15 protein-coding genes are annotated in these 17,176 nt (G+C 40.8%); 5 read left to right on the top strand and 10 right to left on the bottom strand.

The window, feature by feature from the left end; translation table 11 throughout:
- Positions 1–275 precede the first annotated feature (275 nt).
- From nusB to HWQ40_RS34825, 3 genes are all read left to right on the top strand, one after another.
- Positions 276–917 (top strand): transcription antitermination factor NusB, encoded by a 642-nt coding sequence (gene nusB / locus HWQ40_RS34835; RefSeq protein ID WP_292787087.1) that lies wholly within the window; start codon positions 276–278, stop codon positions 915–917.
- Positions 918–1,171: 254 nt separating this feature from the next.
- The gene (ftsY, locus tag HWQ40_RS34830; RefSeq protein WP_292787084.1) at positions 1,172–2,845 is read left to right on the top strand and encodes a signal recognition particle-docking protein FtsY; all 1,674 of its coding nucleotides are present in this window, start codon (positions 1,172–1,174) and stop codon (positions 2,843–2,845) included.
- Between the two features lie 1,363 nt (positions 2,846–4,208).
- Positions 4,209–5,600 (top strand): PP2C family protein-serine/threonine phosphatase, encoded by a 1,392-nt coding sequence (locus tag HWQ40_RS34825; protein WP_292787081.1) that lies wholly within the window; start codon positions 4,209–4,211, stop codon positions 5,598–5,600.
- A gap of 564 nt (positions 5,601–6,164) precedes the next feature.
- Here HWQ40_RS34825 and HWQ40_RS34820 read toward each other — a convergent pair.
- Positions 6,165–7,448, bottom strand: a complete 1,284-nt coding sequence (locus HWQ40_RS34820; protein WP_292787078.1) for an ankyrin repeat domain-containing protein — start codon at positions 7,446–7,448, stop codon at positions 6,165–6,167.
- A gap of 187 nt (positions 7,449–7,635) precedes the next feature.
- Here HWQ40_RS34820 and HWQ40_RS34815 point away from each other — a divergent pair, with 187 nt between their 5' ends.
- Positions 7,636–8,106 (top strand): DUF4079 domain-containing protein, encoded by a 471-nt coding sequence (locus tag HWQ40_RS34815; protein WP_292787075.1) that lies wholly within the window; start codon positions 7,636–7,638, stop codon positions 8,104–8,106.
- A 64-nt stretch (positions 8,107–8,170) separates the two neighbouring features.
- Here HWQ40_RS34815 and HWQ40_RS34810 read toward each other — a convergent pair whose 3' ends face one another.
- Positions 8,171–8,842, bottom strand: a complete 672-nt coding sequence (locus tag HWQ40_RS34810; RefSeq protein WP_292787072.1) for a DUF1997 domain-containing protein — start codon at positions 8,840–8,842, stop codon at positions 8,171–8,173.
- A 178-nt stretch (positions 8,843–9,020) separates the two neighbouring features.
- Here HWQ40_RS34810 and HWQ40_RS34805 point away from each other — a divergent pair, with 178 nt between their 5' ends.
- Positions 9,021–9,677: an NAD(P)H-binding protein gene (locus HWQ40_RS34805; RefSeq protein WP_292787070.1), complete on the top strand. Its 657-nt coding sequence runs from the start codon at positions 9,021–9,023 to the stop codon at positions 9,675–9,677.
- 142 nt (positions 9,678–9,819) lie between these two features.
- Here the strand turns inward: HWQ40_RS34805 and HWQ40_RS34800 are convergent, their stop codons facing one another.
- The 8 genes from HWQ40_RS34800 to hpsB all read right to left on the bottom strand — a co-directional run bounded on the left by HWQ40_RS34800 (position 9,820) and on the right by hpsB (position 16,885).
- Positions 9,820–10,473 carry a TIGR04282 family arsenosugar biosynthesis glycosyltransferase gene (locus HWQ40_RS34800; protein WP_292787067.1) on the bottom strand — a complete coding sequence of 218 codons (654 nt, stop codon included), beginning with the start codon at positions 10,471–10,473 and terminating at the stop codon, positions 9,820–9,822.
- Positions 10,474–10,505: 32 nt separating this feature from the next.
- Entirely contained in the window at positions 10,506–11,156 is a 651-nt protein-coding gene (locus HWQ40_RS34795; RefSeq protein ID WP_292787065.1) for a type II secretion system protein, read from the bottom strand.
- A gap of 53 nt (positions 11,157–11,209) precedes the next feature.
- Entirely contained in the window at positions 11,210–12,175 is a 966-nt protein-coding gene (locus tag HWQ40_RS34790; RefSeq protein WP_292787062.1) for a glycosyltransferase, read from the bottom strand.
- Between the two features lies 1 nt (position 12,176).
- Positions 12,177–13,169 carry a hormogonium polysaccharide biosynthesis glycosyltransferase HpsE gene (gene hpsE, locus HWQ40_RS34785; protein ID WP_292787059.1) on the bottom strand — a complete coding sequence of 331 codons (993 nt, stop codon included), beginning with the start codon at positions 13,167–13,169 and terminating at the stop codon, positions 12,177–12,179.
- 21 nt (positions 13,170–13,190) lie between these two features.
- A complete protein-coding gene (hpsE, locus tag HWQ40_RS34780; protein ID WP_292787057.1) occupies positions 13,191–14,150 on the bottom strand; it encodes a hormogonium polysaccharide biosynthesis glycosyltransferase HpsE in 960 nt (319 codons plus the stop codon).
- A gap of 188 nt (positions 14,151–14,338) precedes the next feature.
- Positions 14,339–15,040: a prepilin-type N-terminal cleavage/methylation domain-containing protein gene (locus HWQ40_RS34775; RefSeq protein WP_292787056.1), complete on the bottom strand. Its 702-nt coding sequence runs from the start codon at positions 15,038–15,040 to the stop codon at positions 14,339–14,341.
- A gap of 38 nt (positions 15,041–15,078) precedes the next feature.
- Positions 15,079–16,095: a hormogonium polysaccharide secretion pseudopilin HpsC gene (gene hpsC / locus HWQ40_RS34770; protein ID WP_292787053.1), complete on the bottom strand. Its 1,017-nt coding sequence runs from the start codon at positions 16,093–16,095 to the stop codon at positions 15,079–15,081.
- Positions 16,096–16,162: 67 nt separating this feature from the next.
- Entirely contained in the window at positions 16,163–16,885 is a 723-nt protein-coding gene (gene hpsB / locus HWQ40_RS34765; protein ID WP_292787051.1) for a hormogonium polysaccharide secretion pseudopilin HpsB, read from the bottom strand.
- Positions 16,886–17,176 lie beyond the last annotated feature (291 nt).

Raw genomic sequence — 17,176 nt, 5'->3', positions numbered from 1 at the left:
TTGGAATAAAGAATAGCGGCTCACACCCCATCTAATTCCAAGCCCCAACTCGGAGATTTTGTCGAGCTTGACTTAAACTCCAAGAAAAGCTCTGGTTGCGGCAAGAGATATAGGAGTGTATTTCTCCTGCCTCCTGCCCTCTGCCTCTCTGGAATCAATCTGGCATAGTCACAAGCAAATGCGTAATGTTGTTGTTTAACTGTGCCAAAATTGATATAATTGTAAGTTTGTCTTGCCTAGTTAATTCAGTTCTCGCACAATCACCCCTCAGTTTTATGCAACCTCGTAAACCCCAGCAAATTGCTCGTGAATTAGCGCTTTTAAGCCTTAGCCAATTGCCAGTCAACCCAAAGAAATTAGATAAATTGGAAGACGATCAACTAGTATCCAAGTTGGTACTAGGTGCAGTACGGACTTTAACCTCAGAAGTACAAGATACCCTCGATAATGCCGCAGGTGAACTACAACGCAGTAACGATCGCCTCTTAAGTAGCCAAACTCGGGCCTCCGACCTCAATACTGCCAGAACAATGCTTCAAGAAGCGATCGCCTGCACCCAGACAGCAATCAATCAGTTGGGTACAGCAGTTGATTTCCCAGTATTGATTCAGTTAGCTAATCAGGATAAGGGAGTTCGGAATTACGCGAAAGAGCTTGTGATTACCGTCAACGAAAATCGACACATTATAGATGAACTCATTTCTGCTGCCTTAGTAGATTGGCAAGTAACTCGCCTCGCCCAAATTGACCGCGATATCTTGCAAATTGCCGTGGCAGAAATGAAGTTTTTAGGAGTTCCAGACAGTATCGCCATCAACGAAGCTGTAGAGCTAGCCAAACGTTACAGTGGAGACGATGGTCATCGGTTTATTAATGGTGTTTTGCGCCGAGTCACTGAGCAGAAAAAAACTGCGTAGTACTGCTGCGGAATTCATAATTTCTATACTGCCGTGGAAAAAAGTCTGTAGCCGCTTCTGCGGCTTCCTCCAAGCGGAACCTCTTCCAAAGGGAGATGCTGCGCGAACAGAGGAAACCTTTTGTTGTATCGATTTTCTTTAAACTGGCGTTGAAAGGTGAGGATAACCCGGAAGTTTTCACCCCAAGAAAAAGTACAAAGTTAAATTAAACTCATAACTTATAACTTATAACTCATATAACTAATACTGCTGCAATGGTTTTTAATTGGTTCCGTCGTCAACATAACGATTCCTCTAACACTCCCTCTGATAAGAAACAGGAAGAAACTCCTCCTGCAAAAGAACCCCAACCAGAGCCAGCCGAAACCTCAACACCAACTGCTGAAACTGCACCAGACACAACGGCAGACTTATTGGCATTTGCGAAAGCAGCCTACAAAAATATTCAGCAAAAACAGCAAGTTGAGGTAGTAGAAACCCCACCTGATTCAGCAGATACCTTAGCACCATCAATACAACCTGAAACCGCAAAAACGGTCATTGCAGAAATCACCGAAGCAGAAGCAACTGAGGAACCTGCTAATACAACCGTAGAAACTACACAGCCAGAAGTTGTCCAAGCTGCTAGTGAGGAAGAAGTTACAGAAGATTCCTCAGTGGCAGCAATTGCTGAACAGCCAGATGTTTCCAGATCAGAACTCACGGCAAGTGAGGTTGAAGCAACACCCACCGAACCACTAGCTACGCCAGAGGCAACACAGCCAACAGCACCTGCTAACTTATCCTTTTTAGAACGGGCGGCGGCAGAACGGCAAGCCAAGCTAGAACAACTAATAGCCACCGCCATTGAAGTTCCAGAACCGGAGGTAGTACAGCCAGTAGCGACAACCTCAGAAACAGGAGAGGAAATTCCCGGACTGCTATTTGATGATGGGTTTGTCTGGTCGGCGAAAGTTCTAGCAGCTCAAGGTAGAAGTGCAGAAGACGTTTCTATTGAAGAAATTACCTGGCTGAAAAAGCTCCGGCAAGGATTAGACAAAACTCGCCGTAGTATTCTCAATCAACTGAAGGCGATTGTTGGTCAAGGGCCGCTAAACCAAGCTGCTGTCACGGAAATTGAGGCATTGCTTTTGCAAGCAGATGTGGGTGTAGAGGCGACAGACTTTATTATCAATGCTCTCCAGACAAAACTTCGAGAAGAAGTTACCGCACCTGAAGAAGCGATCGCTTTCCTGAAAAAAATCCTTCGGGATATGCTGGATGCACCGAGCAAAAACTCCCACAAAACTACCTTTACCCCAGAAAAAGAAACCTTGAATATTTGGTTAATTACTGGGGTGAATGGTGCCGGTAAAACCACCACTATTGGTAAAATTGCCCATCTGGGACAAAAATCTGGCTATAAATGCCTGATTGGGGCAGCAGACACATTTCGCGCCGCCGCCGTGGAACAGGTGAAGGTTTGGGGTAGTAGAAGTGGCGTGGATGTAATTGCCAATCCGGGAAAGAATACAGATCCGGCAGCAGTTGTATTTGATGCGATCGCAGCCGCCCAAGCGCGTCAAACCGAATTGCTTCTCGTAGATACAGCTGGGCGACTGCAAAACAAGAAAAATTTAATGGACGAACTCGGTAAAATCCGGCGAATTATCGATAAAAAAGCCCCAAATGCCAAGGTAGAATCACTATTGGTTCTAGATGCCACTTTAGGCCAAAATGGACTGCGGCAAGCCGAAGTTTTTTCCCAAGCTGCCCAACTCAGTGGTGTTGTCTTAACCAAGCTAGATGGCACTGCCAAAGGCGGCGTTGCTCTTGCCGTTGTGCAGCAGCTAGGTTTACCCATTCGCTTTATTGGTGCTGGCGAAGGAATTGAAGACCTACGCCCCTTTTCGAGCTATGAGTTTGTCGAAGCTCTCTTGAGTGGTTAGTTGAAAAATTTCGAGTTAAAAATTTTTCTTAACAAACTTAGGACTTACGCAATACTGTATGATTCTTCTCTGGGAGACACTGCGCGTTGGCGTCAGCCTCTGACAGAGAAGGAGATTCGATAAATTAAGCTTTTTAGCTATTTTTTCGTAAGTCCTAAAACTGATAAATTTAGGGATGACTGATCTGTTATTATCACTTGAACTAACTAGAAACAGCTCAAGTCCTAAAATTATGAATTTGTCACAATAAATAGGTGACTTTTGCTAAAATTTCTAGCTAATGCCCTTTTTGAAGTCTTAAAGGGGCTTTTTAAATGTAGTAGTACGGTATTTACTGCGACATACAAAATCCCCTAGACTTTCATCTTGCAGCAATTAAAAAGTGAATCGAGACCTCACCCCCACAAATACAACTATTATATTGTGGGATGGACAGCAGTCTCAGTGGTGAGCAGTGCGTTGGAGAACCAGCGCGGTTCATTTCAGGGCTGCGGGAGGTTTTCCCCCTCCATAGGTGCCTGGTGTTGCCTATGGCGACTTGTTCGTGCAACGTCTCTCGATAGGTTTGAATTCTGATGGTTAAATGAAAATACTCTTTCTGGCTTTTGACTTAAAGTTTCTGGAAGATATTTCTTCTATTTTTAGTGTCATCTCTTCTATTCATATCTTACACTTACCAAATGACTCACCCCTAGAATAAATTACAGGCTAATGGTTTAACTCTGTTACATCTGACTAAGAAGATAGAGTCGCTTCACTTTTATCCCGTTTTGATGGGTTTAAATTTTGCGTATTCAGCAACTCAAAATTCACAGAACGAGAAATTAAAAATGGAAAAGCTCAATCTTGGCAATTATTCCAGCAATTATGGTATACAAATTAAGTATTTGAAAACTTATTTACATATTCTCAGGTTTGGGAACGAGTGTAAGTCTGTTTTTTAGCAAATCAAGCTCGATTTGAGTGCTTATAGAGGTTTTCACTCAAAAGACTTCTAGTCTCCTAGTTGCTTCTGCCCAAACAGTCTCTCTGAAAGCGTTATAAATTATTCTTTGAATAAAGTATTTTTATAACTTTAGAGATATGCTTTGGTACTTAAGTTATGAAAAAATGAAAAGCTTTCTGATAGATCAGCAAAATTAGTAATTTTTACGGGTAGAATTTGGACTAAAAATACATGATTTGAAATTACTAATATTCCATCAGAAATACAATAAGCAAATAAAATACTTATAAAATTTGCCTGTTACGTCTTTATACTCTTGCTAAAATGGCAAGTCTTGTCTAAATATGGTTTAGCAATGCAAAGCCAAAAGATTTATAAGTAATCTAAAATCTGCCAATATAAAGTGCAATAATACCTGTGCCTGTGTCTCAACTGCCCTCTCAACCCACTGATAATAATAGTAGTGCCACCACGGATGTCACACCAGTCGTGGCACTTAAAGAACTCGTGGCAAGGTTGCACCGGGAACAGAACAAAATTCAAGATTTGCTAAGTTCTTTAGGATTTGCCCTGAGAAGTTTCAATAATTTGAATCAGTTTTTGGAACTGATTCCGCTGATGGCAACAAGAGTAACAGATGCAGACGGTAGCGCCCTGTTTCTCTACAAACCTAATGGTCAAGTCAGGTTAGAACAGTTACATTGGCAAGATAGTGGCCAGCGCAAGAATATCCGCAAAGCGCTAGAAATAGCCAGTAGTCAAATCACGCTTTTGCCCAATACTGCTCCCCTAGCGAAAGCCACGGGGATTTTGGATGACCAGATGCATCGCTATTTGGGGCCAGATGTGCAAATTTTTGGTACAGCGATTCTGGTAAAGCATACAGAACGGGGATGGCTCTACGTCTTGAGCCGCGATCCAGAATATAGTTGGACAGAAACCAGGCAAAAGTTAGTTAGGTTAGTGGCAGACCAAACAGCAGTAGCGATCGAAAACGATGAACTAGCTGTAGAACTAAGAAAAAAAGAACGCCTAGACCAAGAACTAGAAATTGGCGCAGAAATTCAACGGCGACTTCTACCACGTCAATGCCCTACAATTCCTGGTGCAGTCCTAGCGGCACGCTGTAAACCTGCCAATCGCGTCGGCGGAGACTACTACGACTTTATTGCTACCAATCATAATAAGATTCAGCCCAAGATCAAAGGTGGCACCGAAACTAGTCGCTGGGGTTTGGTTATTGGAGATGTCATGGGCAAAGGTGTCCCTGCTGGGCTGATTATGACGATGATGCGGGGAATGCTACGAGGAGAAGTGCTACATGGTAATTCCCCCGCCAGAATTCTACAAAACTTAAATAGAGTTATGTATGCGGATTTGGAAAATTCCCATCGCTTTGTAACACTATTTTACTCAGAATATAATCCCCACAGCCGAATTCTGTCTTATAGCAATGCGGCACACAATCCTCCTTTGTGGTGGCACGCAACGACAAAAACTGTCACCCGTTTAGATACTTTGGGAATGTTAATCGGTTTGGATGCTAACAGCCAATATGAAGATGCCCAGGCACAGCTAGAGCCTGGAGATACAATTATTTACTATACAGATGGCTTAACTGATGCCGCTGCTGCTGGTGGCGATCGCTTCGATGAAGACAATTTTGTTGCTGGCTTCAATACTGCTTGTAAATACTGCAATGGGCCAGAGGAGATTGTGGATTACCTATTTGATCAAGTTCAGCAATTCATCGGTGCTGATAAACAAAACACTGATGATATGACACTAGTTGTTCTGCAAATCTTATAATCATTGGCTATTTATACTCGATCAAGTCATGAGTCAATGCTTGAGTTCATGGTGACAGAGGATTCACCACAGTGATTCCACTAAATTTAATTTTTTATTTATTTTTCTTTGAGTTTCCGTAGGATCTCTCAAACGTTTGCACATCAACCTTTTTTGGTGACTGTTTGTATTTAGCCTTTAGGATAAAAATATAAAAAATGATCGTTAGAATACTTTTCTGTTCAATTAAAAACTATATATTTTGCACATCTAGCACAGTAGGAAACGCCAAGGGGGAGAGCAGGTAAAATGTACAAGGTAAAAAGTAAAAGGTAAATTTACTTCTTCATTTTTGCTTTCTTTCTATCCTTGTGACGCAAGCATTTGGTCTGCTCCCTTTTGGCGTTTTAATTTTTTCTTTCTCCGCCGTAGCAAGTTCACAACAGCTACGACGGAGTTTTGCTTTCTTTGTTTCTTCGCCTAGATTTGGTTTTTTTAAACTTCCTTGGTATTTAAGCTGCTAACCTTCATTTAATAATTTGTCAAGATATTTCTGAAAATATTTTAGATGAAGAAATTAGATTGCTATTCTTGCGCCCCAGCTTTTTGCAAACTCCGCACCACATTCTTATAACCATTAAATTCTGCAATCATCAAAGCAGTATAACCGCCCCGGTTTTTCAAATTCACATCTGCCCCAGCTTGGAGTAATAACTGCACAATTTCGCCATAACCTGCTGAAGCAGCCCACATCAATGATGTGGCCCTCGCTGAGTCTTGAAAATTCACATCTGCCCCCTTTGCCAGCAGCAAATGTACGATCTCTTTGTGTTTGCGTTCGGTTGCCTTGATCAAAGCAGTTTTGCCATCATCCCCTGGAATGTTGACATCAGCACCATAGTCTAACAACACTTGCACCGTTTGCGTGTGTCCTTGTGATGCAGCCAACGTTAAAGGTACTTCACCAAGATTTTTCCCATTTATATCTCCGCCAGAACGTAGCAGTGCCTCGACAATGTGGCTATGTCCCTGCAATGCTGCTACAAGCAGTGGTGTATCGCCCAGGTGGTTGCTAATTTGGACATCTGCACCCCTGTTAAGTAATATTTGCACGACATCAATGTAGCCTTCCACAACGGCAAGGTGTAAGGCAGTTTCACCATCTTTATCTTGGAGATTAATCTGGGCATATCGATCTAGTAAAGCTGCTGCGATCGCACTGTGTCCAGCCGCTGCTGCTGCCGATAGGGCAGTTCCACCATCAGCGTTTTTCACATTCACATCAGCCCCTGCTGCTAGCAGTGCTTCTACAATCTCCAGATGTCCCAAGTCTGCCGCTAGCATTAAGAGTGTCTCACCCTCCTCATCGTGGATATTGACATCGACATCAGTTTGGAGAATTGCTTCTATAATTTCTATTTTTCCCTGCTTAACGGCGAGTTTCAACGCCGTATCATCATCTTTATCAGCGATATTAACTTGGGCACCAGCAGCCAATAAAACTCGCACTACATCAATATGACCTTTGAGTACTGCTGCCATTAAAGCTGTACTGCCATCTTCATTAGTGGCATTAACATCTGCACCTCTAGATAGTAAAATTTGCACAATATCAAGCTGTTTGGCACTAGCCGCCAACATCAAAGCCGTCAAACCATAGAGTTTTCTGGGCAAGTTGATATTTGCCCCAGCATCCAGCAGCGATCGCACAATTTCGGTGTAGCCTAAATTGGCAGCAAACATTAACGCCGTAGTGCCTTGGCGATCGCACGCGTCCACCCTCGCACCAGCAGCCAATAGCGCACACAGACCCTTGATATCGCCACTTTTAGCAGCTTTTAGCAGCAAAGTATCGTTGTTTTCAGTCATGAATGAGATCCCACACAGGGGGTTTTGTTCGTCTACCCTCAAAATTTAGTCTGAGATTGTTTATCCACTTTGGCAAGAGGGTAAAGAAAAATAGTCGCGGGAGTCTCTTTTAATTTGTGCAAATTTAAACACAGAAAATAGAGTTATGCTAATTTTTATGAAGATTTAATCATTAGGCGAGAACACGATGAGTCTGGAACTTTCTACGTCGGTGAAATATTGGCTAAACTTCTTCCATCCGGTGCTCATGTGGGCGCTATTAGTACTCTCAATTTATGCTGCCTATTTAGGACTGAAATTGCAGCGTACCAGAAATGCTCAGGGGGAAGAAAAAAAAGAATTGATTAAAGGTAGATATAACGTCAGACACTACCAAATCGGTTCTATACTCCTAGCTTTGATGGTAGCAGGTGCGATCGGTGGGATGGCTGTCACTTACATTAATAACCAAAAGTTATTTGTCGGGCCTCACCTGCTGGCAGGACTGGGCATGACAAGTCTAATAGCATTTTCTGCTGCTTTGTCCCCTTATATGCAGAAAGGGGCAAATTGGGCGCGTGCAACTCACATTTTAATAAATTTCACGCTTTTGGGACTTTTTGCTTGGCAGGCTGTGACTGGGGTGCAAATTGTCCAAAGAATTCTCACTAAAGCATAGTCCTTTGTCATTTCTCCTTTGTCATTTCTCATCTACTAATGACAAATGACAAAGGATTGTTGACTCAGCGCTTTTGTTTGGAATTCCCAGGAAAAGGGATTTCCAAAGATTTATGAAAATCTTCCTGAACTTTGCGAGTTAAGCGGCGGGAGACTTGGCGGACAATTTGATTAAGTAAGCGATCGCCTGTAGCTTGAATTATAGACTGGGGTAATCGCTGAATAAACCTGGGAAAGTGAAGATAAACTATCAAATCCAATTCCCATTCAACTCTTGTAACCTTACCAATGCTAGTGGAAACATCAGTTTCTTTTAACTGTAGAGATGCGTGATAGTCTACGTCATAACCAGGCGGTTGGTAGTCAGGAATGGGGATTGTACGGATGCGGTAAATACCCTCCTCTGGGGGCAACAATTCCAAACCTATTTTCGGTTCTACTTCATAACCGAAAGAACCAAAACGACCAATTGTTAAAGCATAGCCATTTTCCCCAAGTGATTGTACCTTCATGGGTTCAGCACAGCGCGAAAACCATGAGGCGTGAGCATTGAGATACTCAGCAACCTTCTCTACTGGGGCAGCCATTTCCATAAAATCTTGATAACGACCGTAAAATTTTGTCAGCGTCGCTACATTTGCTTCTGTTAATGTGTCCTCGGCTTCTTGGCTGGACGCTACAGGTAAAACTGCTTCTGTTATTTCCCAGGATTTATATTCGCCTTTTCTTGAAAGCATAAATGCATTACTGTATATTTTGGCGTTAGTCTATATTAATGATTCCCCACACACCTGGGTCATTTCGCATTCAGATCCCATTTTGACCGAAACCTTATTAATCTGCGAGCAACTCCATAGAATTACTAAAATAGAGAACTGAACAAGCACACAATAGTTTCCCAGGATAACATTTATCATGAAAGCATTTGTAGCAGGGGCAACAGGTGAAACAGGTCGCCGGATTGTGCAAGAATTGATCGCGCGGAATATTCCCGTCCGAGCCTTGGTGCGGGATATAGAAAAAGCTAGGGGTATTCTGTCTCCTGAAGCCGAATTAGTGGTAGGCGACGTATTACAACCAGAAAGTTTAACTGCTGCGTTGGGAGATAGCACAGTTGTGTTGGTTGCGACTGGGGCAAAACCTAGCTTTGACCCTACTGGCCCCTATAAAGTGGATTTTGAAGGTACTAAAAATTTAGTAGATGCTGCTAAGGCAAAGGGAATTGAGCATCTTATCTTTGTTTCTTCTTTGTGTACTTCCCGGCTTTTCCATCCTCTGAACTTGTTTTGGCTAATTTTGTTGTGGAAAAAACAAGCTGAAGAGTATATTCAGAAAAGTGGTCTTACTTATACGATTGTCCGGCCTGGGGGGTTGAAGAATGAAGACAACTCCGATCGCATCGTGATGCAGAGTGCAGATACACTGTTTGATGGTAGTATTCCCAGACAGAAAGTCGCCCAAGTTGCGGTTGAAGCGCTATTTGAAGCAGATGCACGCAATAAAATTGTCGAAATTGTTGCCAAACCTGAAGCAGTCTCAAAAAGCTTTAAGGAGCTATTTCAGCAGTGCTGATATTCCACAGGATTTTATTGCTTCTGTCTCTTAATTATCATCCCCAAGATCATCGGCTCACATCTTTATGGAAAAGTAATGCCTACGCACTTTTTCAATTAGCTTGCATTATCTAAATTAGACCGCCCTTTGATTCCACTCCCTAAAGCGATCGCTCCATCTTTCCTGCAAGGGCTTGTTCCCAAATTGACAGATCCTCCGGTCGGTCAACATCAGCTAGGGGCAACAAGTCCGCGTATGATAAATTAAGTTTCTGGGCAATATCCACGGTTTTCTGGAATACTTGAGCAGTTCCCCACTCGATGTTAACGAATAGCTCCGGGATGGGTTGGCGCAAACCAATTAAGTAATATCCACCATCGATCGCAGGCCCAAGTACGAGGTCAAAGGCGTGTAACTTCTCAAAGGCTGTTGCTAAAATCTGGGCATTTACTCCAGGACAATCTGTACCAATGATAATTACTTTTTCTGCACTAGATTGAAAAGCATCAAAAAGCGATCGCGCCATCCGCAAACCTAGATCCCCTTCACCTTGAGACTGGTAAACCAAATCCAACCCCAACCAGTCTTGCATAAGTTGCGAATCGCCACCTGCAAACCGCACTTCCACAGATATGTCAATGGCTTTTTGCAATTCTTGAACCTGAAATATTGTATGCTCCGTCATTTCCCGTTGAAGATTGGCAGCACCAACATTTCCCAAAGCAGGTATCAATCGAGTTTTTGTCTTACCTGGTTCTGGATAGCGGGTGAAAATAATCAGGTGCTGTTTTAGGCTTGCTGGTAAGTTCAGCACAAAATACCTTGTTTGAATCAACTAAAAATATCTTAATAGCAATACTTGTCGTTTTCGTTGGCTCTAGGATGATCTTTTCCCGTTCGCATAGCCCCCAAAATTGTAGAAATATAGACACAACGTTTAGCTTTCCCACCATTCAAGCTGTAAAATGTTATTTGTCCTAATCCGCCTACTGTACACTGATTTCCAATTTCAGAGATAGGACAACCGTGATAGTTAAATAAAACTCGCCACATTTGCTGTGAAGGGTGTTTTAGTAAAGTTGTCTCTTTTTTTCCTTTATTGTTTTCCTCTTCATCAATGCGAATGTTTGGCTCGAGGTTATGCCATAGGTTCCCATTGTTTTTAACAGTATCAGGAATGAATTGTCCTGCTTCTGCTTGATGAACTGCCCATTGCACGACACCATTTTGTATGCGAAAACTGGTTTGCCTGGTCAATTTATCTTTAGTGGCTTGGCTTTGCGCTTGGCGCATAGCATAATAAACCTCATTTTGGGTAGCGTTGAGACGGCGAGTCTCCACAAAAGCCAGCCAGTTGGATATTCCGATCGTAGCTAATATACCAATTAATACAATGACTACTAACATCTCTGGTAAGGTAAAACCACTGTTAGAATGATTATTCTTAAAGAGATTTTTTGCATAAACTAAAGACGGTAGATGCACCAGGCTATCCATTTTTTATTCTGAGAGTTTTTCAGCTATCTAGCTGTTAAACAATTTTCATTTTTTTATCTTTTTACTTCGCGCTGGTTAGTAATATTGTCGAGCAACGTAGGCATTAAAATGATTATGAAAATTTTTAATAATAATTTCAAAGTAAAATTTATACGTTGAAGTCTTGAAGAATTATTCAGAACATAATTCCATAAGAATTTAGCCGCAGTTAAAGCTTTTTCTCGATTAAACGGCTTTTGTAAGGCTTTGCATGTCAGGTATTTATATAAATTTGTCAGACTTAGATTCCAAGTATACTTAAGCGCTAAAGGTCTTTCCTTATATGCTCTCTCAAGCACCTGTAAGCAAGCTTTTTCTTGCCTTACAAGATTAGAAGAAACTGAATTAGCACTTATTCTGTACAATATTTGTACAGATGGTACGCATACAAAATCAAACTGGCAAGCTAATCGCAACCACATATCCCAATCTTGAGCAGCACTTAGAGATTCGTCAAATCCACCTAATTTGATTAAAGCTTCTCTACGAATCAAAGGATTGGAGCCATTCTCTAAAAAGTTTGTCAACAATAACTTTTCATAAACGTCTCCATTGGCTGTAACGTGTGTACCAGAGAGTACTATTTCACTATTTTCATCGATATAATCAGTCCAACTGTAAGCAACTGTCGCAGTAGCGTTTTCTTGCAGAGCCTTTAACTGAGACTGAAGCTTATCAGGTGTCCAAAGATCATCCGCATCTAAGAAACTAACAAATTCTCCAACTGCAAGCTGTAGACCTCGGTTACGACTAATGTTTCCGCCAGCATTGGTATAGGAAAATATTTTTATTCGGGGATCTTTAATTTGTGTAACAACATCTAAAGTTGAGTCTTCTGAACCATCATTAATTACAATTAATTCTAGATCGCTCAAAGTTTGATTTAGAACAGATTGAATTGTGTGATGAATAGTATTTTCACTATTATAAGCGGGTATAATTACAGAAGTTTTTGGCAAATTTTGACTATAGTTAATCATTTTATAGGGCTAACTTGTTTTTTAATCCTTTGCGCAAATTAGATTTTAAGTAATAAAAAGGACTCATCATACTAGCAAAGTAAAATTCCATTTCAAAAAGTGCAATTAAATTACTTTTCAATTCCCCTCTATAGTGAATACGATGATGTAATACTCGGCGTAAATTCCCTAAAATAGTTTTTATAAACACTATTGGTTTTTGCCAATTTTTAGTATTTATCAAGCTTAACTGGAAAATACACAAGCCACAACCGCGTGCCAGAGTTAAGAGATAATCTCTCTCAAGTCGCCAGCGTGGTATTTGATGATAAGTGTGCATGGTAGGGTTATACCAAATCTGCCAGCCTGCATAATGTATGTAAAGCAATGGTTCATAGTCATCACCCTGTACCAAAATACCAGGCAGCTTCCCACTTAAATTAGGCCGCTGTGGTACATTTTCACACCATACCTGTTTCCGAACAACAAGCGCCGCACCAGGAGGAAGTCTTAAATTATCTGCGTCAAACAAATATGGATTTGAACCATGTTCTCTGATAGCTAAAAAAGCTTGAATTCTTTCAAAGTTTTCTGGCGGGTTTACTTCAAAATCACCATGAATCTGTCCACTCCAAGCACCTGCTTGAGGATGCTCCAATCCAAAGCTATATGCTTCTGATAACCAATCAGGAGCAGGTAAGTTATCATCATCTAAAAATGCGATTAGCTGTCCTTTAGCTTCACGTACTGCTCGCAATCTGGCAAAAGCTGCTCCCTGCTCGGGTTCTAAAAAATATCTTAAATTACAATTTCCATCATATATTTTTTGATAATTCTGGATTATTTCAAATGTATTATCAGAACTATTATTATCCACAATAATAATTTCCCAGCTAAGTTGTTCTACTCCTGTCTGGGTTAATAGCTTATCCAAAATTTTAGGTAAACGGTTTGCTCCATTATATGCAGGAATGGCTACGCTAATATCTAAATTGTCATCTGCTAATTCAGTCATAATACCTAATATTTTAATAGTTTATTTTTTAAAGTATCCATTTTTCCAAAGATAAAAAGGACTAATGAAACTACTTAAAAAAAGTTCCATTTCGCAAGTAGCTACCAAATCATCTTTCAGATTAGTTCGATATTTGAGTAAGTGTAACGTGATTTTACGCAAATCATTTATCATATAAGATAAAAGAGCAAATGGTCTATATATTTGTTTTGTATTTACCATTCTAGTTACACAACGGCTAAGTCCAATCCCTCGGAAGAATGGAATCAAATAATCTTTTTGCAAACGTAATTTTGGTATTTTGTGTGATATTTCCATTTCGGGGTTATACCAGATTTCCCATCCTGATTTTTGGATATAAGACAACATTTCTAAATCTTCACTAGTAAGCATATTGCCTTTAACTCTACCAGTTAAAATAGACTTATCTGGTACACTTTCTAACCATGCTTGCTTACGAACAACAAGTCCAGCAGAAGGAGGCAGTAATTTTTTAGATGTTTCATATAATAGCGGTAGATTACCCCGCTCTGTAATTGCTAAGAATGGAGCAATTCGCTTAAAGTTTTCCGGTGGTTCTACTTCCCAGTCTGGGTGAATTTGGCTGCCATAAGCTCCAGCTTTGGGATATTTTTCACCAAAAGTATAAGCTGCAATTACCCAATTTGATACTGGGTAATTGTCATCATCTAGAAAACCTATGAATCTACCTTTAGCTTCTAAAACTGCCTTTTTTCGAGCATAAGCTGCACCTTGTTTTGCTTCAAAGCAATACTTTAAAGGGTAAGGACATCGCCAATCTTTTTGATAGGTTTGAACAACTTTAGCTGTATTATCAGTGCTGTTATTGTCTACAACTATAATTTCCCAAGATAAATTTTCGGTGTGAAGTTGGTTTTGTAGTCGTTCTAGTAGTTCAGGCAAACGACTTTCACCGTTATAAGTTGGGATAGCTACAGTAAAGTCAAGGTTCTCAGTCATTTTCCGAAAAGTATATTTTGATGATGACGCTTTTTATTATGTTCAGGCAATGGCTAATTTATCAATGGCTCTTAAATAACTCTATCAAATATTAAAACTGCACATGATGTTTCAATTTTGCTATCAACGTGCAGTTTTCTGTTCAGCAATATTACGTATTTTTAAATAAATAGTGGTATTTAAATTACTTAACTGCATTTATCATCTTTTGCTGTCAGCATTGAGCCTAAGAGAGTTTTCACAATGATACATCGCTTTACGCTACTAGCTGACGCAGGATTTGCAGAGCTTGGTACAGCTACCACTATTTTTAACCCAGGTGGCTCTGTAGAAGGGGCTATAGGTGTTCCAAAGCTTGCATTTGGTAAAGTTCCCATATAGTCAAAAGTAATTTTTGCTGATGCATTTAAAGAATAGGATACAGTAGAATCGGCAGTATTTTCAGTAGTGCTATTTAGATTTGTACCTAGCAAAAATTTATCAGAGCTAACGCCTACATCTGTTCCTAAAGGTTTCCATGTGCTGACTCCAGTATCGGTACGATAAATAGCAACCTCTTGGGTTGTGCTATTTTTCCGAAAACTGACACTGTAGCTAAGTTTTTTGTTTTTAGCTTCGCGCTGTGCTTCTTGCAGTGCTGCGAAAACGGCGTCGTTAAACTTATTTATCCGTTGCCGATTTACAAAGGCAGCCCAACCAGGAGCTGCGATCGCAGCTAAAATTCCTACTAACAGCAGTACTACTATTAACTCTATAAGACTAAATCCAGCATCTTGTTGATTGTAGCCATTAGTAGACAATCTATTTGCTAAATATTGCTGCTTTAGCTTTGTTTCTCGGCTGTGCGACTGGAAATAATTCAATAGTCTTAAACTAGGAATATTCGGCATACTATCCTGCTTTTATTAATATTTGTCAAAGATAGAAGCTATTTGGTAAAGATGAAGCTGCTTCCTTGAACCTTAATGTTTGCACTCGGAAAATAACTAGATTTACTCTGCGCGTAACGTACTTTAGTTTCATCTTGTATTAAACGAGCTTGTGCATTACCCCTTAAATAAACTTCCGCAGCACTCCTATTATCTGCGCTAACTGAATCTACACAAGCATAAAAGCCTTTTCTAGCAAGGTTTGCGACTGCTGGAACTTGACTAAAGCCAGTAGAACAAGTCACAGTTGCTGTAGCTGTTGGGGTTTCCTGTGCTGTTGTTGTTTGATCTATAAAATCAACCAACACCACGGGAACTTGATTGTAAGTCCCACTTCTTGCCCAACTATTCATTTTTGCTTGTAATGTTATGCCCTTTTGTGACAAGTCAAATGGTTTAAAACCTTTATCTGGACATGGGAGATATTTTTCGGTGGTAAATCCATCGCAAGCACCTAGTGTAGCAGAAGTATTTGGAACGCCATCTTTAATTTCCCATCTGGCGATGCGTGCAGCGTTAGACCAAGTAGGACTAGTGTCTTTAATTAAATAGTAGGCAACTAATGAGTAAACAAAAGTATCATCTTTTTGAGTGCCTGTAATTGTAATTGCTTGATTAACTAATTCTCGTTTCCAAAAAACAAGCACAGGAACTTTATCTGTTCCGTTAGGTAGTTGATTCCCAGTTGTACTTGCATTTGGGCAAGTGTTATCGGTACTAGCATCAACAGTACCGCTTAGACAAGCAATTCCAGTAGCATCATAAATATATATCGCTTGTTGGACATCACGACTAATATAGTCAAGCGCTGCTTTAATTTCTTGCTCAGAGTTCGCTTTGGCTTGTTCCTGTCCATCAGTGTTTAAAACGCTGATCATAAAACCTAGTAATGGCGTAATTACTAAAAATGCAATGATCATAGCCACTAGCAATTCAATCAGGGTGAAGCCACTATTTTTGTTTTGCTTGTGAGAGGGTTTTAGCTGAGTACTTAACAGCCACCTCAATATATTCATTTTGCTACAGATTCTCCTTAGTGACCGATACTGAGTCATGAAATTATTTATGTTTACCGGGTTAATTTTATGGTGGAGGTTGACAGCCACCAAGTCGATCGCACAAAGCGTTATAGGAGCTTTGACCCCTAACAATTTCAGTTGTCATTTCTACTAGTGGTGCTTTGCGATCGCCTAGTCCCCCAGTGAATGTTGCTGCTGTTTTTCCATTGCTATCACTACTTTTTTTCAAGCTACCAGTACCGATGAAGGCATCTGAACGATATACCCGAACTCCCAAACGATAGCTTTGACCGCTATCAATTTGAGCGCTACTTGTGCTGATAGTTCCAATTGCATTGCCAAAAGCCTGAATGTAAAACTGAACTGGACTGGTTGTTTTGTAGGTTGTACAGGCGCTTGGTAGGGTGATTTTGCCATCATTGTGAAAGCAATACAAACTAGTTGCGTCTGCGGGAACACCTGCACTACTGATTAAATAGTCACCACTGGTAGTTGAGCTTGATACAGTTCTAGGTGCAGCAGCAGTTGCAGCAGAAAGTGAGGTAGTATTTGATACTTGATCTTCGGATATTGTTTTAGACTTAATAGCATCAATGAAGGCTTTAGCCGCTCCTGTTGCCAATTCGACCCGTTTAGCTTGCACACGAGTTGCTGTTGACATTACTAAGACAGGTGCGATCGCTACTAGCAAAATGGCAACCACGAGGATTGCCACAAGCGACTCAATGATCGTAAAACCTGACTCGTTAGACTGGGCAGATAATTCTTGTAGTTGGCGTGGGTTCATACTTAATTTCTTAATAAAGCTATGTTTTAAAGTAATTTGCGATCGGGTGTAATACACTCTTAACCTCTCTCCTACAAGGCTGCGGTGTACACACAAGTCTGAAGTAGTTTACGAATCTGGTTTTTACCCCACCCTAACCCTCCCCTTGGAAAGGGGAGGGAACTGGATTTCCGGCTTCCCCCCAATGCATCGGGGGATTGTGCGGGGTAATTTGACTTGTCGTGTACACCGTAGCCCCTAGAGGGGGAGAGGCTTTGAATTTTCCTTCCCCATTAGGGAAGAGGGGGCTAG

The sequence above is a fragment of the Nostoc sp. NMS9 genome, assembly GCF_017114995.1.
Classification (GTDB): domain Bacteria; phylum Cyanobacteriota; class Cyanobacteriia; order Cyanobacteriales; family Nostocaceae; genus Nostoc.
Note: the sequence above shows the minus strand (reverse complement) of the source record. Positions and strands in the feature narration are given on the sequence as shown.

Excerpts from the sequence above, each read along its gene's own strand:
- HWQ40_RS34815 (WP_292787075.1), top strand. The coding sequence starts at position 7,636 with ATGAGTCTGGAACTTTCTACGTCGGTGAAATATTGGCTAAACTTCTTC.
- hpsC (WP_292787053.1), bottom strand. The coding sequence starts at position 16,095 with ATGAATATATTGAGGTGGCTGTTAAGTACTCAGCTAAAACCCTCTCAC.
- ftsY (WP_292787084.1), top strand. The coding sequence starts at position 1,172 with ATGGTTTTTAATTGGTTCCGTCGTCAACATAACGATTCCTCTAACACT.
- HWQ40_RS34805 (WP_292787070.1), top strand. The coding sequence starts at position 9,021 with ATGAAAGCATTTGTAGCAGGGGCAACAGGTGAAACAGGTCGCCGGATT.
- hpsE (WP_292787059.1), bottom strand. The coding sequence starts at position 13,169 with ATGACTGAATTAGCAGATGACAATTTAGATATTAGCGTAGCCATTCCT.
- HWQ40_RS34820 (WP_292787078.1), bottom strand. The coding sequence starts at position 7,448 with ATGACTGAAAACAACGATACTTTGCTGCTAAAAGCTGCTAAAAGTGGC.
- HWQ40_RS34795 (WP_292787065.1), bottom strand. The coding sequence starts at position 11,156 with ATGGATAGCCTGGTGCATCTACCGTCTTTAGTTTATGCAAAAAATCTC.
- HWQ40_RS34775 (WP_292787056.1), bottom strand. The coding sequence starts at position 15,040 with ATGCCGAATATTCCTAGTTTAAGACTATTGAATTATTTCCAGTCGCAC.
- nusB (WP_292787087.1), top strand. The coding sequence starts at position 276 with ATGCAACCTCGTAAACCCCAGCAAATTGCTCGTGAATTAGCGCTTTTA.
- hpsE (WP_292787057.1), bottom strand. The coding sequence starts at position 14,150 with ATGACTGAGAACCTTGACTTTACTGTAGCTATCCCAACTTATAACGGT.
- HWQ40_RS34790 (WP_292787062.1), bottom strand. The coding sequence starts at position 12,175 with ATGATTAACTATAGTCAAAATTTGCCAAAAACTTCTGTAATTATACCC.
- HWQ40_RS34810 (WP_292787072.1), bottom strand. The coding sequence starts at position 8,842 with ATGCTTTCAAGAAAAGGCGAATATAAATCCTGGGAAATAACAGAAGCA.
- hpsB (WP_292787051.1), bottom strand. The coding sequence starts at position 16,885 with ATGAACCCACGCCAACTACAAGAATTATCTGCCCAGTCTAACGAGTCA.